The 21,606-nt window shown below is 35.6% G+C and carries 21 protein-coding genes, 1 pseudogene and 1 riboswitch; of the genes and pseudogenes, 17 read left to right on the top strand and 5 right to left on the bottom strand.

The window, feature by feature from the left end:
• Positions 1-112: 112 nt before the first annotated feature.
• The 4 genes from MKX37_RS15305 (at position 113) to MKX37_RS15290 (ending at position 2,683) form a co-directional block, all read left to right on the top strand.
• Positions 113-328, top strand: coding sequence for a hypothetical protein (locus MKX37_RS15305; RefSeq protein ID WP_002017170.1), 216 nt, complete (start codon positions 113-115; stop codon positions 326-328).
• Between the two features lie 209 nt (positions 329-537).
• On the top strand, positions 538-1,167 hold the full coding sequence (locus MKX37_RS15300; RefSeq protein WP_078422112.1) for a LysE family translocator: 630 nt from the start codon (positions 538-540) through the stop codon (positions 1,165-1,167).
• Positions 1,168-1,793: 626 nt separating this feature from the next.
• On the top strand, positions 1,794-1,955 hold the full coding sequence (locus MKX37_RS15295) for a hypothetical protein (RefSeq protein ID WP_000441003.1): 162 nt from the start codon (positions 1,794-1,796) through the stop codon (positions 1,953-1,955).
• A gap of 329 nt (positions 1,956-2,284) precedes the next feature.
• On the top strand, positions 2,285-2,683 hold the full coding sequence (locus tag MKX37_RS15290; RefSeq protein ID WP_003190280.1) for a DUF1259 domain-containing protein: 399 nt from the start codon (positions 2,285-2,287) through the stop codon (positions 2,681-2,683).
• A gap of 236 nt (positions 2,684-2,919) precedes the next feature.
• Here the strand turns inward: MKX37_RS15290 and MKX37_RS15285 are convergent, their stop codons facing one another.
• Positions 2,920-4,293: a sensor histidine kinase gene (locus MKX37_RS15285; RefSeq protein ID WP_002128056.1), complete on the bottom strand. Its 1,374-nt coding sequence runs from the start codon at positions 4,291-4,293 to the stop codon at positions 2,920-2,922.
• Complete coding sequence (locus tag MKX37_RS15280) at positions 4,290-4,964, bottom strand: response regulator transcription factor (RefSeq protein ID WP_002128055.1); 675 nt, start codon at positions 4,962-4,964, stop codon at positions 4,290-4,292. Before MKX37_RS15280 ends, MKX37_RS15285 begins: the two co-directional genes overlap by 4 nt.
• Before the next feature lie 329 nt (positions 4,965-5,293).
• Here MKX37_RS15280 and MKX37_RS15275 point away from each other — a divergent pair, with 329 nt between their 5' ends.
• The 3 genes from MKX37_RS15275 (at position 5,294) to MKX37_RS15265 (ending at position 8,345) form a co-directional block, all read left to right on the top strand.
• Positions 5,294-5,764 carry a hypothetical protein gene (locus MKX37_RS15275; protein ID WP_078422113.1) on the top strand — a complete coding sequence of 157 codons (471 nt, stop codon included), beginning with the start codon at positions 5,294-5,296 and terminating at the stop codon, positions 5,762-5,764.
• A gap of 20 nt (positions 5,765-5,784) precedes the next feature.
• Positions 5,785-6,108, top strand: coding sequence for a PepSY domain-containing protein (locus tag MKX37_RS15270; protein ID WP_078422114.1), 324 nt, complete (start codon positions 5,785-5,787; stop codon positions 6,106-6,108).
• Between the two features lie 929 nt (positions 6,109-7,037).
• On the top strand, positions 7,038-8,345 hold the full coding sequence (locus MKX37_RS15265; RefSeq protein ID WP_033730775.1) for a condensation domain-containing protein: 1,308 nt from the start codon (positions 7,038-7,040) through the stop codon (positions 8,343-8,345).
• A 227-nt stretch (positions 8,346-8,572) separates the two neighbouring features.
• Here MKX37_RS15265 and MKX37_RS15260 read toward each other — a convergent pair.
• Positions 8,573-8,895: pseudogene (locus MKX37_RS15260) on the bottom strand (hypothetical protein).
• 181 nt (positions 8,896-9,076) lie between these two features.
• On the bottom strand, positions 9,077-9,469 hold the full coding sequence (locus tag MKX37_RS15255; protein ID WP_002185477.1) for a VOC family protein: 393 nt from the start codon (positions 9,467-9,469) through the stop codon (positions 9,077-9,079).
• A 111-nt stretch (positions 9,470-9,580) separates the two neighbouring features.
• Between MKX37_RS15255 and MKX37_RS15250 the strand changes: the two genes are divergently transcribed.
• Positions 9,581-11,890, top strand: coding sequence for an AAA domain-containing protein (locus MKX37_RS15250; protein ID WP_078422115.1), 2,310 nt, complete (start codon positions 9,581-9,583; stop codon positions 11,888-11,890).
• Positions 11,891-11,965: 75 nt separating this feature from the next.
• Positions 11,966-12,067, top strand: a riboswitch (SAM riboswitch).
• Positions 12,068-12,155: 88 nt separating this feature from the next.
• Positions 12,156-13,361: a M20 family metallopeptidase gene (locus MKX37_RS15245; RefSeq protein WP_002168060.1), complete on the top strand. Its 1,206-nt coding sequence runs from the start codon at positions 12,156-12,158 to the stop codon at positions 13,359-13,361.
• 135 nt (positions 13,362-13,496) lie between these two features.
• Here MKX37_RS15245 and MKX37_RS15240 read toward each other — a convergent pair whose 3' ends face one another.
• Positions 13,497-13,937 (bottom strand): Lrp/AsnC family transcriptional regulator, encoded by a 441-nt coding sequence (locus tag MKX37_RS15240; RefSeq protein ID WP_001178571.1) that lies wholly within the window; start codon positions 13,935-13,937, stop codon positions 13,497-13,499.
• Between the two features lie 166 nt (positions 13,938-14,103).
• Between MKX37_RS15240 and MKX37_RS15235 the strand changes: the two genes are divergently transcribed.
• The 8 genes from MKX37_RS15235 (at position 14,104) to arsC (ending at position 21,561) form a co-directional block, all read left to right on the top strand.
• The gene (locus tag MKX37_RS15235) at positions 14,104-14,868 is read left to right on the top strand and encodes an SDR family oxidoreductase (protein ID WP_002168061.1); all 765 of its coding nucleotides are present in this window, start codon (positions 14,104-14,106) and stop codon (positions 14,866-14,868) included.
• Positions 14,869-15,203: 335 nt separating this feature from the next.
• Positions 15,204-15,770, top strand: coding sequence for a TetR/AcrR family transcriptional regulator (locus tag MKX37_RS15230; RefSeq protein ID WP_078422116.1), 567 nt, complete (start codon positions 15,204-15,206; stop codon positions 15,768-15,770).
• A 58-nt stretch (positions 15,771-15,828) separates the two neighbouring features.
• A complete protein-coding gene (locus MKX37_RS15225; RefSeq protein WP_078422117.1) occupies positions 15,829-17,685 on the top strand; it encodes an alpha/beta fold hydrolase in 1,857 nt (618 codons plus the stop codon).
• A gap of 541 nt (positions 17,686-18,226) precedes the next feature.
• Positions 18,227-18,736 carry a DinB family protein gene (locus MKX37_RS15220; protein ID WP_078422118.1) on the top strand — a complete coding sequence of 170 codons (510 nt, stop codon included), beginning with the start codon at positions 18,227-18,229 and terminating at the stop codon, positions 18,734-18,736.
• Positions 18,737-19,268: 532 nt separating this feature from the next.
• A complete protein-coding gene (gene arsR / locus MKX37_RS15215; protein ID WP_000046014.1) occupies positions 19,269-19,574 on the top strand; it encodes an arsenical resistance operon transcriptional regulator ArsR in 306 nt (101 codons plus the stop codon).
• A 60-nt stretch (positions 19,575-19,634) separates the two neighbouring features.
• Positions 19,635-20,072 carry an ArsI/CadI family heavy metal resistance metalloenzyme gene (locus MKX37_RS15210; protein WP_033730770.1) on the top strand — a complete coding sequence of 146 codons (438 nt, stop codon included), beginning with the start codon at positions 19,635-19,637 and terminating at the stop codon, positions 20,070-20,072.
• Between the two features lie 18 nt (positions 20,073-20,090).
• Entirely contained in the window at positions 20,091-21,131 is a 1,041-nt protein-coding gene (arsB, locus tag MKX37_RS15205) for an ACR3 family arsenite efflux transporter (protein ID WP_016120475.1), read from the top strand.
• A 25-nt stretch (positions 21,132-21,156) separates the two neighbouring features.
• Complete coding sequence (gene arsC / locus MKX37_RS15200; protein ID WP_002128037.1) at positions 21,157-21,561, top strand: arsenate reductase (thioredoxin); 405 nt, start codon at positions 21,157-21,159, stop codon at positions 21,559-21,561.
• Positions 21,562-21,606: the final 45 nt, after the last annotated feature.

The raw sequence follows: 21,606 nt of genomic DNA, 5'->3' as shown, positions 1-21,606 counted from the left end.
GCATGTAATTGGACATGATTTTTGTGAAAAAGTTTACTTTTTTATTAATATAATAGATTTCTATTAAGGTGTCCCATTTAAGAATTTAAGCGTAGGAAAGGGTAAAATAAAAATGAACTGGAAAAAAGGCGGATTATGGATTATTATTTTTTTCATTGTAAAAGGTACGATTTCTACACTTTTAATAGTTACAGGTGCCAAATATTTTGATTTATCATTTATGCAACTTTTCGTACTAATACTGATCTTATTACTGATTTCTCTCATAAGTCGAAAATTGCTGCATAGACACAAACAAAACAAAAAGCAAAAAGAGCTAAATATATAATGAAGCCCCAGAGACCTTTGGATTTCTGGGGTTTTACTTATTCAATAGTGAGTTTTAGGTCCGCGATACGAATGATACACTCCATCAGTTTTATTGGTTGTAAATTAAAAAAACATTAATTTTATTGAATAAATAGAAAACACTTTTCTTTTTCTTTTATTTAATTTAATATCAATAAGGGCACCAAAAAAATAGATAGGGGTGCTAGAATGTACGGTATTATTAATTACGAAGTGTTTTTACTAACAGGGATTTTATTAAATCTAATTCCTGGCGCAGACACCATGTATATTGTGGGAAGAAGTATTTCACAAGGTAGAAAAGCAGGTGTGTATTCTGTTTTTGGTATTATTACTGGTTCTTTAGTTCATACATTATTGGTTGCTTTTGGTTTATCTATTATACTTACAAAATCCATTGTGTTATTTAGCACCATTAAGGTTATAGGTGTTATCTATCTTGTATATTTAGGGATTAAAATGATACTTGATAAAACAAATGTAGCTTTCCAAGCCTCATCCAATAAATTGAACATTAGAAAGATATATTTACAAGGACTCTTAACAAGTCTCACGAATCCAAAAGTCTCTTTATTCTTTATTGCGTTTCTTCCGCAATTTATAGATACAAAGGCTTCAGGCCCTATGCCTTTTATCATTTTAGGAATTACTTTTACAGTCACTGGATTATTGTGGTGTTTATTTGTTGCTTATTTCTCTTCATATGTCACAAAAAAATTAAGAGGAAATCAAAAGGTAGGGATGATTCTAAATAAAGTAACTGGAATGATTTTTATTGGTATGGGGTTAAAGTTGCTTCAAACGAAGGCTCCTCAATAAACCTGAATAATATAAAAATGCCCCCTTTTCAAGAAATGTTATCTTTGATTTAAGCTAATTTCTATATACTAAAAAGCCCCTTCAAATTTGAAGGGGCTTTTTGCTTGTTATTTTGGTTTATCTAAAAATTTATTTCATAGTGCAGGATCTATTTTAATTAATTGTCATGAATATATGTGCCCTCCAATGACAAGGTTAAATCTTTTCCAGTATTACATTTAGAAAACTAGAATAGAGGAATCTAGTTATACCAACTAAATGCAGTCTAAGACATTTTTTAACTGAACATTTGGGAAAGAATGTGTTTCTTAACTTAATAGCGATGGAGTAGCACCCCATACCCATCAAGCTGAAAAGGAAAAACACCTTATAACAAAAAAATTCTGCACTATTTAAACTCTGGTAACAATTCATATGATCAAGAATAATTGAGCTAACAGATTTCGTTAAGTTATTATAATATAAAAAAATTAAATTCACCTTCTGCAATCCATTCAAATGGCTCAATTTCCGCATCTTTTGAATTCCCTGAAAGTGCTAAACCTAAGCAAAATAATTAACTATCTCATGCAAGAAAGTTAGGCTAGTTAATCGCATATGTTTTATTGAAGGGATGTGATTGAATTATGGAACGGCCGAATTGGGGAATTGGAGGATTAGTATTCGTTGGCTGCATGTTTCTTGGCGGAGGAGTGGGATCTATATTAGGTGATACTCATGCTGGATGGCTAATAGGGATGGGTGCTGGATTTATTGGGATGGCTTTAACGAGACTGATCAGAAAGTAATATAACGGGGATTATTCTTCCGGTAAATAAGGAAATATGTATGTAAGTAATTCATGGTATAAGAGCTCTATAAGTTATAGTTAGAAGTTTCTCTTTTCTAAATTTCTCCATACATAGATATGATTCTCAAGTCGGAGGATGGCACCTTAGGGTGTCTTTTTTATGCTCTCTAAAAATGTCTTAACATATATAGCCGAGTTAATTCAAATGATCAAGAATAATTGAGCTAACAGTTTTCGTTAGATTGCCATTATCTTTTTTGTAATAGAATAGATTCATTACCGTTTCAGACCTATGTATTCATTCATAACCTAACAGTAAAAGGGGGGATGATTGAAGGTATGGCGATTAATGAGGAATCAATTTGTCAACAGTTTGCAAGAATTATCGGCGGCCAAGAAGGATTCGCCGGTGGAAAATGCGTGGCAACAATAAATCGAGATGAAATACAAGCAACAATCTTGGGGAAACGTTTTAGAGTAACAACTTCCTTCTCATTCGAATCACGAGATAATAAAACTGGACGGGCATTATGTCTAGGGCGGGTAGCACTCTTACAAAAGGAAGTCACTGAATTTGTTGCTACAATTATTAAACAAGGAATAATTGTTTCGTCTATACACAATGAGTGGTTATGTGATGATCCAAATTTAATTTACGTTAATATCGAAGACGTTGATGATCCACTAATTTTTGCAAGGAAAGTCAGAAGAGCATTATGCAATTAACCAATTTTTTTAGTTAAATGAGTGATTGTGCTGATTAGAATATTTCAGATTGTTGAATGGTATACTTGGAAAATAGATTTAAGTAGATGGTTTTATAAAATCTCATATATAGCTAAAAAGAGTAACTCCATTTTGATCGCTTTTTTTCAAAATGGAGTTTTTGTATTTACTTTTAAATAAGGACTGAAGAGAGATTTTTAATCAATCTGTATTCTAAAGCTAAAACCGAGCATACATTATGCTCGGTTTTCAATTGGTAGTTTAAATGTAAAAGTACTGCCTTCTCCTAATTCACTTTCAACGGTAATTTCTCCTCCGTGTAGTTCTATAATCCATTTTACCATCGACAACCCTAAACCTGTGTTTCCATTGTTTGAAGATGTTCGTGCTGCGTCAACTCGATAGAAGCGGTCCCATATTTTCGCAATATGTTGCTCGCTGATGCCTATGCCATTATCGGAGACTTTACCTATTATGTTGGTTTCATCCCGGAACAGTTGCATATTCACAGTGCCGTTCGCTTTGCTATAAGCAATCGCATTCGTTAGTAAATTCATTAATAAACGCATCATCAATGTTTGATCTGCTTTAATAAACAGGTCTTCCTCTATATGTGTTGTTATATTAATCGAAGCTTCTTGAACCATTAATGAAAGCTCTTCTACAACGATTTCCGTTAATTCACTCATATTGATACATTCAAATTGAAAAGTATTATGCTTTTCTTGGTCAACTCGTGCTAATAATAAGAGTTGCGAGATTAACACGGACATTTTACGCGATTGCCTTAAAATTACTTCTAACGATTCTTCCATTTCTTTCGGATTATTCCTCTGCGATAAAGCGTATTCGCATTGCGAAATAATAACAGATGTTGGTGTTCTTAATTCATGAGATGCGTCAGATGTAAATTGTTTTTCACTTTCAAATGATGTCTCCAATCGCTCAAACATTTTGTCAAAGGTTTGTGCTAAATGATACATTTCGTCTTTCGATGACCCTTGTAAATTAATTCTCTTCGAAAGGTCTTTACCATCACCAATTTCACTGGCTGAATCACTCATTTGTTGCACAGGTCGAAACGCTCTTTGCGTAATAAAATATCCTCCCACTGCCGCAATGAGAATAAGTAATGGAAATGAGATGAGTGTTACCACAATAAGCGTATTCATGGTCGATGATAATTGATTCATGGTCATTATGCCACGAACCCAGACTTGCTCATCGCCGCCTACATTATGGAGAAAATCATATACTATCCATTCCTTATTACCGTCTTTAATGGTTTGTATTTCATCGGATTTAAGCGATACCTTTTTATTAAAGGTCGTTGGATTATGTCCTGCCAGCAGCTCACCTTGTTTACTATAAATGATGATATTTACTCCATCTTCTAAGGCTTCAAATTCATCGTCAATCTTTAACTGTCCATGCTTATATTCGATATCTTCAATGCTTTCTTTTACTGTGCTCTTCAATTGATTTTTCATATTAAAAAGCAAAACTTTATCTGAAGAAGTTAAAATAAAAGCTAACACGAGTGCCATAATAATTACAACTAGCCCCGTATACCATAGGGTCACTCTCATTTTTATTGATAGTCTTTTCATGATTCTACTCGCAATACGTAACCAGTTCCTCGTACTGTATGAATTAACTTCGTTTCAAACTGGCTATCAATTTTTTTGCGAAGATAGCGGACGTAAACATCAATAATATTCGAGCCACCTTCATAGTCGTAATTCCACACATGTTGCTCAATTTTATCTCGTGTCAACACAACTTCTTTATTACGAATCATATATTCTAAAATAGCAAATTCTTTACTGGAAAGATTGATAACTTGATCTCCTCTTGTTACTTTATGCATATTGCAATCCACCACTAGGTCAGCGATTTCAAACACATTAGATGTATTTCCTGTTTTTCTTCGCATCAACACTCGAATTCTTGCTAACAGCTCATCAAAAGCAAAGGGCTTTACTAAATAATCGTCCGCACCTAAGTCGAGTCCTGTTACGCGATCATCAATTGTATCTTTAGCTGTAAGAAGCAAGACAGGAGTTGTATTATTGTCCGCACGTAATCTTTGTAATACTTGTAAACCATCTATTCCGGGAATCATAATGTCAAGCACAATCAAATCGTAGGTAGCCATGCTTATATAATCCAAAGCATCTTCTCCATTCCCACATCCATCGACACTATAATATTCTGCATTTAATCGTTTTACCAATATATTTTGTAAGTCTTTTTCATCTTCGACAATAAGAACTCGCATTAACATTCTCCTTTTCTTCTTATTTATATGTATCACTATAATTCCGAAACATTAAAGAAAGATTAGAAACTATTTAATTATATCATTTTATCCCGCATTAACGGGCAGTAAGACTCCTACCTCAAAATTCGGCGAATGCGAGAGAGTTAGGTGGGAGCCCTGCTGCCCGTAAAAGCCCGATTGGTGAGGGCTGATAATCAGTGGGGGATGGACAAAACCCCCATTGATTAAAGTTTCACTTTATTTTTTGGCACATTAATCTTCCTTTAATGTTTGTTCAGTAATATAAGGACATGGATAAGGTGCACATGTAAAGGGAGGAGAACATAATGGGAAAATGGATGATGATTGGAGCAATGTCTTGTTTATTCTTAACAGCTTGTTCTACTCAAGCTGATAATGATACAGAAATACAACAACTGAAAGTAGAAAACGATACATCACAAAAAGAAGGTACGCAACTACAACACGAACCACACAAAACAGGGCCTGCTATGAATGATACTAAGCAAACACAAGATTTCAAAAACGAAGTCACATCTATTGTAGAAAAGGCAAATAATACGAAATCAGTTGGAGCAAAAGAAGATAACTTAAATACGTACTTAGCAGCAAAAAAAGAAATTGACCAATTAGATGACAAGATAGATCTATCTGATGATCAGCTAGAAGCAGATTTTCACGCTGGGACGATAACTGTTGAACAATATCAAATACAAGAAAGAGAACAAGATATACTTGAAGATCAATTAGAGCAAGCAGAAAATGTACTTGAAGCAAGATTTGGAATAAATGATTAATTATTAAGGAGTGGATGGAAATGTTAAAACATAAAAAGAAAATAATTATAAGTGTAATTGCTATTTTAATAATCGGTATCGCTATTGTTGGTGGATATTATGGTATGGGTTACAATTATGCGAAAAAGAATGAAAACTATACAGAGAAACAAGTTCGTGAAATTTCTTTAGCTCATACAAATGGAGAAATTATTAATGTGAAAAAAGAATTCGAATTAGAAGATGACAAATTAGCACAATCTAAATTTGAATATGAAGTGGAAATCAAGACACCTGAGAATCTATTAAATATTTTAAAGGTTAGTGCTAGAACAGGCACGATAGAAATCAATAATGAAGACTGAAGAAATATTGATAAATAAAATATCACGTATTTTAAAAAACTTCTAACAAAATTTGTTAGAAGTTTTTTCACGTTTATACTCTACTATTCTAAAAGGGGCCAGCTACATCGCTATCAAGTTAAGAAATACACTCATCTAAAAAACAAAAATATAGACTGTATTCATCATTTTCTACTCCTCACAAAATGATTGTTTTTTAATCTGGGTAAATTTTTAGGTTGAAGGTTACGGTTCTTCAAACCATTGCTGCACTTGCGAAAAAAGGGGCCAAAATTCCGGCTCCTTTTTTTCGCTATTTGTGGGCAGTAAAACTCCCACCTCAAAATTCAGCTGGAGCAAAGGAGTTAGGTGGGAGCCCTGCTGCCCGTAAACGCCCGATTGGCGAAGGCTAATAATCAGTGGGGATGGACAAAACCCCCCACTGATTAAAGTTTCACTTTATGAAGACCTAGTTAGTTTGGAAGTTTGAAAATGATGAGGTGATACAAGTGCAAACAGGAGTTATTTGTAAACAATGTAATAATGAATACAAACATCTAAAGCAATATGATAAAAGGTTGGTGGTCCTCCATGCCCATCAACCTTTTTATTATGAAGTAACACCTAAACGTATTATATTATTTTTTTTATTAACAGACATAAAAATAATTTGTTTTTATTGATAATTACCAAACGCCATTGTAAAGTGTTTGTATATATATAAACTAAATCGATTTTTGTTTGATTTTAAGAGGGGGGGTAGGAAGTGTTAATAATAATAAAATAATGGTTATATCACCTACAAAGAGCCGTAAAAAGAATGGAACCAGTACGGAAAAGATACTTTTGTGAAAACTTCAAAAAATAATAATTATTTACTCTTGAAGAAAATTTACAACCATATGGAGAATAAGGTTATGCAAAAAAAGTCTTAAAAGGGGGACGGAATTATGGAACAAAGAAAGTTTTCAGTAACATCTCAAGATCGAATGAATTATGTATTAGGTCTTTATTCTGCAGATCAACAAATTAATGCAGTTCTTTATTTTCCTGTAGGTATATCAAAGGAAATACTTGAACAATCAGTAAGGATAACGTTACAATTGCAGCCGGTTTTGAACAGCCGGTTTGTAGAAAATGATATCCCTTACTGGGAGGAACATTCATCTGCCACTAACTCACCTATTTGCCTTTTTGCAGAAGGAAATAATCAAGAACTTGAAATAATGGCAATAGATTTTATTAAGGAACCCGGTGATCGTATTCAGGGGCCTATGGTTCAAACAAAATTATTACGAGGCACTACAACAGATATGTTAGTTGTGAAATTATCTCATCTATGTTCAGATGGCGCAGGGGTCAAGGAATATATTAATTTGCTTGGAGCAATTTATACTCAACTTTCCTTGGGACAATCTAAGAATCAAATTATGAAGGAATTTGGTGAGGGAAATGAGAGTTTTCGAGATCAATCACATGTATTCAAATATGCTGGAATATCGGACATAAAAAGCGCGTATCGTCCTAGCCAAGAACAACAAGCATCGTTATGGTCTTTTCCATCTCAACCCAACAAAAATAAATCCCCTCAAATGTCTGTACGGCGGTTGAGCCATGAGCAATCTCTACGTCTAACCCAATGGACAAAAGCACAACAGGCTACCTTGAATGATGTAATCATGACTGCCTACTTCCGAGCTTTATCACATTTCACTGTGTATGCAGAACCTCGCACCGCAGAAAAAATGATCGGTTTAACAATTGATTTACGTCGATATCTGCCTAATTATACAACTGGTGCTATTTGCAACTTATCCGGCATGGAAATGCCAGTGATTAAAATGGAGGATAATGAATCATTTAATCAGACTCTCGTTCGAATTAAACAATCAATGGATAAAATAAAGTCTCAAAATCCAGGTCTGTCTTCAGCAGCAGGAATGGAGCTACTGGCAGGTATGAAGCTATCTGTGGTGAAGGAAATGTATAATCAGCAATACGAGCAGGCTTTACAGATGGGGATGGCGTTGCCGTTACTGACAAATTTCGGGGTGATCGCTGATGAACCTATTCAGTTTGGTGAAGTTCAAGCTGAGGACGGGTATATGACATCACCCATTATGTATGCGCCATTCTTTTCAATGGGTGCAAGCTTTTATAATGGGAGACTTACATTTACGATTGGTTATCATACACCGGATACATCAAAAGAAGAGGTAGACAAATTTTTGGAAAGTGTTGTTAATCAACTATCATAAATAAAAGGGAATATAGAGCGGAAATTTCTAGCGGAATTGTATTTTAGTGGCTCGTCCCCATGTTCATCAAGCTAATATTTTGAAGTATCCCTAAAACGAAAATTTTATATCACTACAACAGTTATTTATGAGAATTCAGGTCATTTTTTTCGTTTTGGGGTATTCGCTTTTCTTAGCTTGATGGTTATGGGCGGTACCCCAGTAAAGAAAGAAATAGGGAAAACACCCTATTTCTTTTTATTTCTATGAAAAAATATAATTATTAAGCCGAAAGTAACGATAATAATTAGAAGTAACAAGTGTATAAGTGCATCAGTTTTTCCATTTAATAAAGACTTTATAAAGAAATCCCATTCTGTTTCATAGGGGGCTCTGCCCAATTTCGTTGCAGTCCTACATACATTCCATTTAAGAAAAAGACGATACTTAATAGAATCCTTCCAATAAATACGGCAACTACTTTTATATTCCAATGCTTTATCATGATTACATACAGGATTGGGAATAGTATAAGTATCCAAAAAACAATAATATAGATTGTATTTATCATTCCTTACTCCTAACAAAATGATTGTTTTTTAATCTAGGTGAGTCTTCAGGTTGAAGGGGTTTTTAATACTGTCTACTTGACAGGGATAAGACCAAATTCCGGCTCTTTTTTATCCCACAAAAGCCCGATTGGTGTGGGATAAAAAAGGAGGAATGGACACCCACCTGATTAAAGTTTCACTTTATCTCTCCGTCTCAAAAAACTCAATCCACTCTCCGTCAGGGCCAGCGAAGAATATGTAACGTGTTCCATCTGGTAATGTTTCAATTTCTTCTCCTAGTAGAAAGGTTACTTTGTGTTTCTTTAGTCTTTCGATTTCATCCTCTAATGAATCCACTTTAAAGCAAATGTGGTGTACTTTTCCTTCTGCCGGAAGAGAAGAGTTGTAGCCTTCAATGAGTTCGAGTATCGTTTCCTTCGATTCTTCTACACCTAAAAAAGCGAGTTTTAAGTCTGGATTCGGGTGCCCCATACGTTTAATGAGCTGTAAGCCGACTACTTCTTCATAAAATGAAATAGATGTTTCTAAGTTTGCAACCATAAGTCCAACGTGTTCGATTCTTCTAACTGGCATGTAGATTCCTTCTTTCTGAAAATTATATACAATATATTATTGAAAATTAAGAAAATAAGCAAGATAAAAACCTTACAAATTTTAGCGTGTTATATGGTATAGTGAGAAAGTATGTTTGGGGAGAAGGAAGGAGATTATACGATGAATACAACTACTCAAACTCCTTCATTATCGGAAACAATGAAAGAGTGGCATTATGCGTTAGCATATGAAATTAAACATTGGAAAACGATAGGTGGTAGTAAAATCTCTATCATTAACGGTCGTTTTTTATATACAGATTATGAAAGTACAGTATACGTATTTCAGCTTATTTCGGAAGTAAGCTTACCTGAAGGTTCACCAATTCGAATTGAGTTCGATGGTGAGGAAGCGACAGGGGAAGTATTATCTGTACATGGATTAGAAATCGAATTGAAGTTAAATGATTATATACAAGGCGAAATACGAGAAGCCGTTTTATACAGTGAACCGTGGCAATTGTTAGAGCAACTACAAGAACGATTGAAAGAGGCACATAAAGATAAGCTAAAACGTAATCGTATAAAGCGTCTTGTTGATGGGACGAGCAGTCCGAAACATATTGAAAAGATGAAAAATACGAAAAATGAATTGGCGTATCGTTCTTTTTACAATCCAACAACGTACGTGTGGGGACCACCGGGAACAGGGAAGTCGTACAATTTATCACGTATTATTTCGGCTCATTATCAAAAAGGAAAATCGGTACTTGTGTTAGCTCATAGTAATGCGGCAGTAGACGTATTAATGAGTGAAGTAACGAAGCAAATTGAGAAGAAGAAGAAATGGACGCCTGGCGAAATTGTTCGTTACGGTTATAGTCAACATGAACATATACGAAATCATGAAACGTTACTTGCATCGAAGTTAGTTGAAACGACGAATGGATCTTGGGGAGAAGAAAGACTCTATTTAGAAGAGACACGACAAGATCTTCGTGAAAAGATTTTATCATATAAAGCGACTTCTGCTGATAAGAAGCGTATACAAGAGATTGAAAGTGATCTTCGAAAGCAAAAAGCGAAAATTAAAGAAGTAGAAAAAGAATACATTGAAAATGCGAAAGTAATCGGTGCGACTTTATCGAAATGTGCAATTGATTCACTTATTTATGAGCGTACATTTGATTTAGTTGTCGTAGATGAAGTAAGTATGGCTTATGTTCCGCAAATCGCATTAGCTGCTTCACTTGGGAAACGTATTGTCGTTTGTGGTGACTTTTTACAGTTACCTCCGATTGCGATGGCGAACCATGAACTCGTTCGAAAATGGCTCGGTGAAGATATGTTTTATCATGCAGGGATTGTTGATTCTGTAAATAAATCAGAAGCACATCCGAACCTTTTTATGCTGCAGGAGCAAAGACGTATGCATACGGATATATCGAAGTTTACGAATTCATTTATTTATAAAAATAGAGTGTACGATCATCCATCTGTTTCAGAGCGTAAAGAACTTGCGAAACTGCAACCGTTCGCAAATGAGGCGAGTGTTTTATTTGATACGAGCTTAATGGGAGCCTTTTCTTTAAAAGACGCAGCTTCCGGTTCTCGTTTTAATATTATGTCTGGTTTAGTAGCGATGCAAATGATGTTAATTGGATTGTTAGACGGTGTTCAATCTATCGGTGTAGTTACGCCTTACAGGGCACAGTCCCGCTTTTTATCAACGTGCATTAGAGAAATGTTGCAGAGAACGAAATATCAAAACATACCAGTTTTAGCGGCGACAGTTCATAAGTTTCAAGGGTCTGAAAGAGATATGATGATCTTTGATACGGTAGATAGTTATCCGCAAGAACGCCCTGGCGTGTTATTCTTTGATCATAAAAACCATCGCCTCGTCAATGTAGCAGTAACGAGAGCGAGAGGGAAGTTCATTCAATTATCAGATTGCCACTACATGCGTAAAAATCTTTCGAGAAAACAAGCGTTATCGCAATTAACAGCTCATATAGAACGTCACGGAGATGTGTATGATCGCACGACATCAAGACAATTGTGGGAGCGAAAAATCTCGAAACGTTTACGCTGGTTTATGGAAATGAATCTTGAAGAACCGAAAGGGTTATTGAAAGATATTTTAGCTGCAAAACGAAAAATTATCATTTCCCTTCCAAGTACAAGGCAAGTAGATAAACGAGTATGGCAAGCGTTAATGCGTACAAATGCGCAAATAACGGTGTATAGTGATGGACCAGTTCCATTAAAAAATGTAAAATTACAAAGGCAAAACAAAGCGTTCCCGTTTATAGTAATCGATGATGAAATCTTTTGGGCAGGAGCACCTCTTACATCTCAAATGATGTTTGAAGGTAGTATGGAATTTCCGTACATATGTGCAAGATTACAAGCACCTGAAACAATTGGCGTATTAAAAGGGTTTTTAGATATTCGGTAAATTCATATAGGAATTCCTTGACTTTTGCCTGGAATGAACTTAGAATGAAAATAATTTAATACAATTTTATGAAAATTCTTATCACGAGAGGTTGAGGGACTGGCCCTATGACACCTCGGCAGCGGATTCTTTATGAATACTGTGCCAATTCCAGCAAGGTAACTTGAAAGATAAGAAAGAAGCTCATTTTGACTGTATATACAGAAGCCTCTTTCTATCTTTTAGAAAGAGGCTTTTTTACGTGAAAATAAAAGGAGGAAGAAAAATGGGAGCGACAGGAGTAACGTCACAAAGAAAAACAATTGAAGAGAGTATAGAAAGAAATAAGGAAAAGTACATAGAAACAAGTCATAATATTCATGCGAATCCGGAGATTGGTAACCAAGAATTTTACGCATCAAGAACGTTAAGTTTGTTGTTAGGAAGCGCAGGATTTCAGTTGCAGCACAATATAGCTGGTCATGAAACAGGATTTATCGCGCGGAAAAGTTCCGGGAAACAAGGACCAGTTATCGCATTTTTAGCTGAGTATGACGCTTTACCAGGACTCGGTCATGCGTGTGGTCACAATTTAATCGGAACAATTAGCGTTGCAGCAGCGATCGCGTTATCAGAAACGCTTGAGGAAATCGGCGGAGAAGTTGTCGTGTTCGGAACACCAGCAGAAGAGGGCGGGCCAAATGGTAGCGCAAAATCGAGTTATGTGAAAGCTGGCTTATTTAAAAACATTGATGCGGCGCTTATGATTCATCCGAGCGGAAAAACAGCTCCAACGAGTCCATCACTAGCGGTCGATCCACTTGATTTTCATTTTTACGGAAAAACAGCTCATGCAGCGGCCTCACCAGAAGAAGGAATTAACGCATTAGATGCGATTATCCAGCTTTATAACGGTATTAATGCACTTCGCCAACAACTTCCGTCAGATGTGAGAATTCATGGTGTTATTACTGAGGGCGGAAAAGCACCTAATATTATTCCTGACTACGCCGCAGCAAGGTTCTTCATCCGCGCAGCAACGAGAAAAAGATGTGCGGAAGTAACAGAGAAAGTAAGAAACATCGCACAAGGGGCAGCGTTAGCAACAGGCACAAAAGTGAAAATTCATCAATTCCAAAATGAAATCGATGAACTACTCGTAACAAAAACATTTAATGACGTCGTAGCGGAAGAGTTAGAACTACTAGGTGAAGATGTAAACCGTAAAGAAAGAGTAGGAATTGGCTCAACAGATGCAGGAAACGTAAGCCAAGTCGTACCGACAATTCATCCGTACATTAAAATCGGTCCAGACGATTTAATTGCGCATACGAATGAATTTAGAGAAGCAGCACGTTCAGAACTTGGAGATAAAGCGCTAATCACATCGGCAAAAGCACTAGCAAATACAGCGTATCGATTAATTACAGAAGAAGGTTTGTTAGAGAAGGTGAAGGAGGAGTTTAGGGAGGCGCGGAAGAATCAAGGATAGGGAAGAAGGAGAATTATACTCGGGATTTTTTAGTAGGAAATTGAATGAAAAAAGAACCAGCCTATGGCTGGTTTTATTATATTATAAAAGAATTTTTCCACATACACTTCATATTTCTACCTTAGTACCCTCTTATCAGAACGACAATTTCTCCTCAAACTCACTCTTTAAAACAATTAAAGGAGATGATAATCCAAATTGCATTAAAGAGTCTAAAAATGTAGCGAGAGAATCCATCGAATCGCTCATGACTTTCATCATATAATTAAATTCCCCGCTAATTCGATATAAATCTGTTACTTCAGGAGCGGCATTACAATATTGGATGAAATCAGAGCATTGACTCGTTTTGAACATAATAAATGCTTGGATGTTTTTATTAATTTTGGAAGGCTCAAATTTCGTTCGGTAAGCAGCTATAACCCCTTGATCTTCAAGCTTGTTAATGCGTTCTTTTACAGCAGGCTGCGTCATGGATATAATACGTCCTATTTCTGAAACAGAAATTCTCGCATTTTCATACAACAAGTTCATAATTTTATGGTCAATTTCATCTAGTTTTACTGCGTTTTGCATTGGATAGCCCCCCTTTTTATTTTCTAAAGTAAATCGTAAATTATAACTATAATATCATAAGTGAAGGAACTAAATTACCTATAAATCTATATTTAAAATTATTAGTATTTGCTTAAAAATATAAGTATAGGATTTATTAAACGGAAATTTAGGAAGGGTGGAAAAAATGAAGAATCTTGATGGGAAAGTAGCGTTAGTAACAGGGGCGAGTCGCGGTATTGGTCGTGCGATTGCGATGAGATTGGCAAACGACGGTGCATTAGTTGCAATTCACTATGGCCGAAATAAAGCAGCTGCAGATGAAACAATTAGTGAGATTGAATCAAATGGAGGAAAGGCATTCTTAATTGAAGCGGATTTCAATTCAATTGATGGTGTCAAAAAGATAGTAGAACAATTGAAGAATGAATTACAAATAAGAGTTGGTACATCAGAGATTGATATTTTAGTAAACAATGCAGGGATAGGTACACAAGGAACAATTGAAAATACGACAGAAGAAGTTTTTGATGAAATTATGTCTGTAAATATTAAAGCACCGTTCTTCTTAATTCAGCAAACATTACCGTTATTACGAGCGGAGGGGCGAGTTATTAACATTTCATCAGCTGAAGTAAGACTTGGTTTTGCAGGGTCCATTGCATACGGTTTAAGTAAAGGTGCACTAAATACGATGACACTTCCTCTAGCTAAACATCTTGGAGAAAGAGGTATAACAGTGAATACAATTATGCCTGGATATACGAAGACAGATATAAATGCGAAATTGCTAGATAATCCGGAAATACGAAATTTTGCTACGAATTCATCTGTGTTCGGACGAATAGGGCAAGTTGAAGATATTGCAGATGTAGTAGCATTCCTTGCTTCTTCTGATAGCCGCTGGGTAACAGGGCAAATTTTAGATGTTTCTGGAGGATTTTGTTTATAGGGGCACTACTTCATACCCATCAAGCTAATATTTTCATCTCCCCCTAAATTAAAATTTTCTTTCTCTACAGATAGCTATTTTGAGAAGCCGCTCATTTTTTCGTTTTGAGGGCATTTCTTTTTCTTAAGTTGATGGGTATGTATGGTGACCCCTATTAGACGATAGTGAATTAACAATTTCGGGGTTCAGTTCCACTTTATTCAAAATAAGATTTTTTTGCAGTAAAATCAATGTTAGTGGAACTTTTTTAATCAAACTTTTTTCCAAATTAACATAAATCCTTGCAACATTTAAATTAGTACTATATAGTTCTAGTTATGAAAAAGGTAAAATTAATGAATCAAAAACGTGTGATTGAAGTAGCTGCAACATTATTTTTAGAAAAAGGGTTTGCTTATACAAGTATGGATGAATTAGTACGTGTAAGCAAAGTTTCAAAGTCTAATGTGTATTATCACTTTTCTAATAAGGAAGTATTATTAGAAGGGGTCGTTGATTATTGGATTGAAATGTATCAATCTGCAATTGATGACGTACTTTCTCAGAACCAATTTTTAGTTGAAGATCGTATCCAACTGTTTTTAAAGCAATTATCACAAGGAGTTCAGTCGAGAGAGTATAAGGGGAGCTGTCCATTTATTACTCTTTATATTCAAAGTCCTACACAGGCCACGCAAATAAAAGAAAAAATAGGTCTTTTTTTTACAGAATTACAAAAGAAAGTTTCTCTATTACTTAAACAAGGGGTAGAGAATGGAGAATTCAGAAATACGATTAATATTGATGAGGTTGCATCACTTTTTATTACAAATCTTGAAGGAGCGTTATTTATTTCAGAAACATTGAAGGATGCAACTGTAATCACGAAAACAGCAGATTATTTATTTAACTTGCTTCGATAAAAGAAGCTTTTTTTTTACATCAAATTAGTACTGGATAGTACTAAAAAGGAGGTTTTATATGAGAACAGTATTTTTAATTGGTGGAACAGGCTTTATTGGAAAGCAATTAGTGAAAGAATTAGCCAAAGAGGATGTTAAAATTCTTCTTTTAGTGAGGTCGAAAAGTAAAGCAACACGCATTTTTCAAGAAAGAGGCATCTTAAAAAAGGCAGTTATGCACTTTATTGAAGGTGATTTGACAAAAATAGATTTAGGTCTAAGTGCTGAAGATAAGGAGAGGATATTGAAAACGGATGTGATTATTCACGCAGGAGGCCCCATGGATATTCAAGTGACAAGTAAAGAGGCAGCTTCCGTATTTTTAAATGGCGCCAAACATATTAGTGAATTAGCTAAAAGTATTCATCAATTGAAGGGCTTGCAACAATTTATTCATGTTGTAGGTTATATGAGTCCCTTTGATGATAAAAATAGCAAGATTGCAATTGATGTGTTTAAAGAAGGAAACAATTATTTGAAAATGAAAAATCCATATGAGAGAACAAAATTTTTAGCAGATCTTTATATCCGTCACCAGGCATCAGCAGTAGGTTATCCGCTTTCTGTAATTAATCCGCCAACTGTAGTCGGTAGTAGTAAAACAGGGAGTACAGAGCAGATAGCAGGATTAGGTTTGCTTGTGATGAGTATGCGAAGAGGGCTCATGCCAGTGATTCCTGGAGGTAAGGGATATAGGTTACCACTTATTGCAAACGATGAGCTTGCGAAGTTTATTGTGCAGGTTTTCAGATTGGAGCAACCGACTATTCAAACATATACACTTGTTGAAGACAAACAGCACGATCAGAACATTGCTGAATTATTAAGTATTATGTCGGAAAGTATGAATATGAGGGCACCAAAAATCTCTGTCCCAATGCCACTTATGAAAGCAATTATGAATAGTGGAGTAAGTAAAATAACAAAAATCCCTTCGGATGGACTGAATTTTATTACAAAACGAAAATTTTCAAATGTTTCAGCGAAAAAAATTATGGGAGGAGATTGGTTTAAGAAGACGAGTGTAATGAAATTTTTCCCTGCCGTAGTAGCTGATTTGGATTATCGAATGATGCATCAAAATGGCCAGCATAATCATTTATTTAAACGAACATTATGCGATAACACTACCCTTTACCAATTACAAGGAGAGGGTAAACCGTTTATTTTATTACATGGTTTATTGAGTGATGGAGAGGATTTATTTCCTTTAGCACAAGAGCTTCATGAAAAAACTGGTCAACCTGTATGGATCTTGGATCTTCCAGGTTTGGGACGTTCTCCTTTTAAACAAGAGAAAAATCTTCTAGATATCTATTTGAATGTAGTGAAAAAGTTATTGGAGAAAGCTACTAATGGTGCACATCTAATTGGCCATTCATTCGGTGCGTTTATTCTTCTGGAAGCATTGGTACAAGAGTACATAGATAAGAAGTATTCAATCACTTTACTTCAGCCACCTGTTGCTAAAAAAAATGCTAAATCGCTAAATGTTCCCCAATTTATGAACAAATGGGCATTAAAATTGGCAACTACTAATTTGATAGAGCGTTATTTATTAAGTAATGGTTTGTTTGAAAGTATGGAGAGCATCCCTGAACATTATATCGAAAAAATAAGTAACAGTTTTACTTCTCCTAGAATTTTAAATACTACGGTTCAGCTTAACAGTTTACTACTGAAAAACGATCAAGGTGATTTCAATGAAGTAACAAAGTATAATCTTCACATTATTTGGGGGGATTATGACAGAGGCTATTCTGCTCCATCGCATCTTGGTAAGGTTGATTTTGTTCCATATGGCCATCATTTTCCTCTTAGCCATCCGAGTGAAACGGCAACATTAGTAATAAAAAATAGTAATACTAGCAGATGAGTGTGTGGGATAAACAGTGTGTAGTAAGATCGTTGTGTCTTTGAAATAAAATCGTACTGTTAGGGGTCCCACCCCATACCTATCAAGCTATACTTCTGAAATATCCCCAAAACGAAAATTTCATCCTTTCATAGTTGTCCATAGGATCTTAGGTCGATTTTCATTTTTGAGAAGAATACATTTCTCAAGTTGATGGCAATATGGGGGGGAATAATGTTACGATGTTTATAAAAAAGTAGTTAGACTAGTGTGTTTTACTCCGATTCATTTCAAAATATAATTGAAAATCCATCTTTAAATTAAAAAAGAAGGTGTTACCTTTATATATTAATAACTTCGAAATATTGTATAATAGGTAATTTTTATGCATTATTGATTAGCATTGCTTATTGTGCTAACGAATCAGGATAGTGTGGCGACCGACAAACTAAATAGTTGCTTATCCTCAATTATTAGAAGGAAAGTTCTATCATTTCGAGAATTTATTAGACATAGACGAGTGCTATAATTTTCTATATCTACATATAAGAGGTGACTACGCATGAATCAAAGACCGTCAGAAGAAGAATACGCCGGGGACTCCGGCGAATATATCCGTTTGGTGCCGGACGGTAATATCATCGACATTCTGCTCGCCCAGGAAAAGCAAATGATCGAGCTCCTGGCATCGTTGACCGAAAGTCAGTACGCGTATCGGTATGCGGAAGGAAAATGGACGCTGAAAGAAGTCGTGGGCCACATTGCAGACGCGGAACGCGTCATGACCTACCGCCTGCTTCGGTTCGCAAGAGGGGACCAGACGTCTCTGACTGGTTTCGATCAGGAATTGTTCATGCCTCCTTTCGGAAGCTGGACAACCGAGCAATTGGCCGAAGACTACCGGGCCGTACGGCAATCAACGATCACATTGCTGCGCGGGCTACCGGCGGAGGCGTGGACCCGAAAGGGCACAGCCAACAACCTAAGCATTACGGCGCGCGCCCTCGCGTACGGCATCGCAGGACACGAACTTCATCACATGGGGGTCATCCGAAATCGGTACTTGAGTTAATCGTCGGCTGAGGCCCTTGGAATGGAACTAACACCTCTCATACAACCTTAGATACCGTTCTTATTGGGGTCCCGCTCCACAACCATCAACTTAAGGATTTAGACTATTTTTGAAATTAAAAGCACATTACTATTCTCTTATGTTAATGAGAAAGGGTGACGTGCTTTTTATGAATATGCACGAAAAACAAGAGTTATCTTTATTTGCCGAAGAGTTATATCGATTTTTTTCATTTGGGGGTATTTGTTTTTCTTAGCTTGATGGTGATGGGACACTACTCTATAATGGTCAAATTAAAATTTAAAACAGTTATAGAGACTCCATTCCTCGGAAATATTGTAACTATTAAGTTGTAAAAAGAACCATAGTTTTTTATTTTTGAAAAGGCTATGGTCCTTTTTAGTTGTAGCAAAGATATGATGTGAGGAAGTTTTTATAAATCAAAAAAATTTGATTAATTAGTTGCGTAATAAATTAATCAGCGTATATACTATAAATATCAAAAAAAGTTGATGAAGGGAAGTGAACTACGGTGGCACAAGATTTTCAGCTCTATGAAAAAAAGTTTAAAGCGTTGGCGGATCAAAAGCGTTTAGAGATTATGTATGAGCTTTGTCAGCGAGGCCAGACGTGTGTATGTGATTTAACAGAGATTTTTGAAATGACGCAATCTAAGTTGTCATATCATTTAAAGATTTTATTAGATGCAGGTTTAATTGTAAAAGAAACAAAAGGCACGTGGAGTTATTATGATTTAAATGATGCGGAAGTAAATAATTTATTATCAGAAGAATTGTGCTGTATTTTTAGAAAAACAGGTAAAGGTAGCTGTTGTTAAAATTTTAAACTATTAATCAAAAAAAATTGATTAATAACATATAAAGAGGAGGAATAAGCTATGAGATATGTTCATGTTGGTATAAATGTTACGCATTTAGAGAAGTCTATCGAATTCTACGAAAAGGTATTTGGTGTGTCACCAGTTAAGGTGAAAGTAGATTATGCAAAATTTTTATTAGAGACGCCAGGACTTAATTTCACGCTGAACGTACGAGATGAAGTGAAGGGAAATCAGGTAAATCATTTCGGTTTCCAAGTGGATACAGCTGAAGAGATTACGTTACATAAAGAAAGATTAGAAAAAGAAGGGTTCTTTGCGCGTGATGAGATGGATACAACTTGTTGCTATGCAGTTCAAGATAAGTTTTGGGTAACGGATCCTGATGGTAACGAGTGGGAATTCTTTTATACAAAAGCAGAAAGTGATGTTCATAAAATTGAAGATCCATCTTGTTGCACGACTTCTAACGTAGTAGATAAAAATTCTTGTTGTTAATAGGAGATGGAAAATAAAATGAAACGTTTATCTTTTCTAGATCGATATTTAACATTATGGATTTTTCTAGCTATGGCTGTTGGGATTGGTTTAGGGTTTGTGTTTCCTAGTGTAGTAGACGGACTAAATACATTACAAGTTGGAACGACGTCCATCCCGCTCGCTGTCGGTTTAATTGTCATGATGTATCCACCGTTGGCGAAAGTTCGTTACGAGGAAATGGGCCGGGTATTTAAAGATGTAAAAGTATTGGTTTTATCTTTAGTGCAAAACTGGATTATTGGCCCTGTACTTATGTTTGTTTTAGCAATTATTTTTCTTCCAGATAAGCCAGAATACATGGTCGGGCTCATTATGATTGGTTTAGCACGTTGTATTGCAATGGTAATTGTTTGGAACGATCTTGCAGATGGGGATAAAGAGTATGCGGCAGGTTTAGTGGCTTTTAACTCGGTATTCCAAATGTTATTCTTCTCCGTTTATGCATACGTGTTTGTAACAGTCATTCCAGAATGGTTAGGAATTGAAGGGGCTATTGTCGATATTACAATGGTAGAAGTAGCGAAATCAGTATTTATCTATTTGGGAATTCCTTTTATAGCAGGTATGTTGACACGCTTTGTACTCGTTAAGTTAAAAGGAAGACAATGGTATGAAAAGGTGTTTATACCTAAGATTAGTCCACTTACATTACTTGCATTATTATTTACAATCGTCGTTATGTTCTCTTTAAAAGGGGAAATGATTGTTAGCGTACCACTAGATGTAGTAAGAATAGCAATTCCGTTATTAATCTATTTTATTGTGATGTTTTTTGTTTCTTTCTTTATGGGAAGAAAAATTGGTGCAAACTATCCGGTGACTACAACGTTAGCATTTACAGCAGGTAGTAATAATTTTGAGTTAGCAATTGCTGTAGCAGTTGGTGTGTTTGGTATTCATTCAGGCGCAGCATTTGCAGCTGTTATCGGGCCGTTAGTTGAAGTACCTGTAATGATTGCACTTGTAAACGTTGCTTTTTGGTTTAAGCGTAAATATTTTAATGATCAACCAGTATAATTTAAAAATAAAGGCGGAAAACAACATGAAAAACAAAAAGACAATCTATTTCTTATGCACAGGAAATTCATGCCGAAGCCAAATGGCAGAAGCATGGGGCAAACAATATTTAGGCGATAAGTGGAATGTATATTCTGCAGGAATCGAAGCACACGGAGTAAATCCAAATGCTATTAAAGCGATGAAAGAAGTAAATATCGATATAACGAATCAAACATCGGATATAATTGATGTAAATATTTTAAATAACGCTGATTTAGTTGTTACCCTTTGTAGCCATGCGGATTCTGTTTGTCCTTCGACACCTCCTCACGTTAATCGTGTTCACTGGGGATTTGATGATCCAGCAGGAAAAGAATGGTCTGAATTTCAACGTGTTCGCGATGAAATTGGAGAACGTATAAAGCGATTTTCTGAAACAGGGGAGTAAATAAAGGAAAGAGCCAATCTTCTATCGTATAGGAGATTGGCTCTT

This window comes from Bacillus sp. FSL R5-0709, from assembly GCF_038004785.1.
In the GTDB taxonomy this organism is placed as follows: Bacteria; Bacillota; Bacilli; order Bacillales; family Bacillaceae_G; genus Bacillus_A; species Bacillus_A mycoides.
The sequence above is the reverse complement of the archived record's forward strand: the minus strand, read 5'-3'. Positions and strand labels throughout refer to the sequence as shown.

What these genes read in the sequence shown, in the direction of transcription:
- MKX37_RS15305 (WP_002017170.1), top strand. Translation starts at nt 113, where the DNA reads ATGAACTGGAAAAAAGGCGGATTATGGATTATTATTTTTTTCATTGTA.
- MKX37_RS15300 (WP_078422112.1), top strand. Translation starts at nt 538, where the DNA reads ATGTACGGTATTATTAATTACGAAGTGTTTTTACTAACAGGGATTTTA.
- MKX37_RS15295 (WP_000441003.1), top strand. Translation starts at nt 1,794, where the DNA reads ATGGAACGGCCGAATTGGGGAATTGGAGGATTAGTATTCGTTGGCTGC.
- MKX37_RS15290 (WP_003190280.1), top strand. Translation starts at nt 2,285, where the DNA reads ATGATTGAAGGTATGGCGATTAATGAGGAATCAATTTGTCAACAGTTT.
- MKX37_RS15285 (WP_002128056.1), bottom strand. Translation starts at nt 4,293, where the DNA reads ATGAAAAGACTATCAATAAAAATGAGAGTGACCCTATGGTATACGGGG.
- MKX37_RS15280 (WP_002128055.1), bottom strand. Translation starts at nt 4,964, where the DNA reads ATGCGAGTTCTTATTGTCGAAGATGAAAAAGACTTACAAAATATATTG.
- MKX37_RS15275 (WP_078422113.1), top strand. Translation starts at nt 5,294, where the DNA reads ATGGGAAAATGGATGATGATTGGAGCAATGTCTTGTTTATTCTTAACA.
- MKX37_RS15270 (WP_078422114.1), top strand. Translation starts at nt 5,785, where the DNA reads ATGTTAAAACATAAAAAGAAAATAATTATAAGTGTAATTGCTATTTTA.
- MKX37_RS15265 (WP_033730775.1), top strand. Translation starts at nt 7,038, where the DNA reads ATGGAACAAAGAAAGTTTTCAGTAACATCTCAAGATCGAATGAATTAT.
- MKX37_RS15255 (WP_002185477.1), bottom strand. Translation starts at nt 9,469, where the DNA reads ATGCCAGTTAGAAGAATCGAACACGTTGGACTTATGGTTGCAAACTTA.
- MKX37_RS15250 (WP_078422115.1), top strand. Translation starts at nt 9,581, where the DNA reads ATGTTTGGGGAGAAGGAAGGAGATTATACGATGAATACAACTACTCAA.
- MKX37_RS15245 (WP_002168060.1), top strand. Translation starts at nt 12,156, where the DNA reads ATGGGAGCGACAGGAGTAACGTCACAAAGAAAAACAATTGAAGAGAGT.
- MKX37_RS15240 (WP_001178571.1), bottom strand. Translation starts at nt 13,937, where the DNA reads ATGCAAAACGCAGTAAAACTAGATGAAATTGACCATAAAATTATGAAC.
- MKX37_RS15235 (WP_002168061.1), top strand. Translation starts at nt 14,104, where the DNA reads ATGAAGAATCTTGATGGGAAAGTAGCGTTAGTAACAGGGGCGAGTCGC.
- MKX37_RS15230 (WP_078422116.1), top strand. Translation starts at nt 15,204, where the DNA reads ATGAATCAAAAACGTGTGATTGAAGTAGCTGCAACATTATTTTTAGAA.
- MKX37_RS15225 (WP_078422117.1), top strand. Translation starts at nt 15,829, where the DNA reads ATGAGAACAGTATTTTTAATTGGTGGAACAGGCTTTATTGGAAAGCAA.
- MKX37_RS15220 (WP_078422118.1), top strand. Translation starts at nt 18,227, where the DNA reads ATGAATCAAAGACCGTCAGAAGAAGAATACGCCGGGGACTCCGGCGAA.
- MKX37_RS15210 (WP_033730770.1), top strand. Translation starts at nt 19,635, where the DNA reads ATGAGATATGTTCATGTTGGTATAAATGTTACGCATTTAGAGAAGTCT.
- arsB (WP_016120475.1), top strand. Translation starts at nt 20,091, where the DNA reads ATGAAACGTTTATCTTTTCTAGATCGATATTTAACATTATGGATTTTT.
- arsC (WP_002128037.1), top strand. Translation starts at nt 21,157, where the DNA reads ATGAAAAACAAAAAGACAATCTATTTCTTATGCACAGGAAATTCATGC.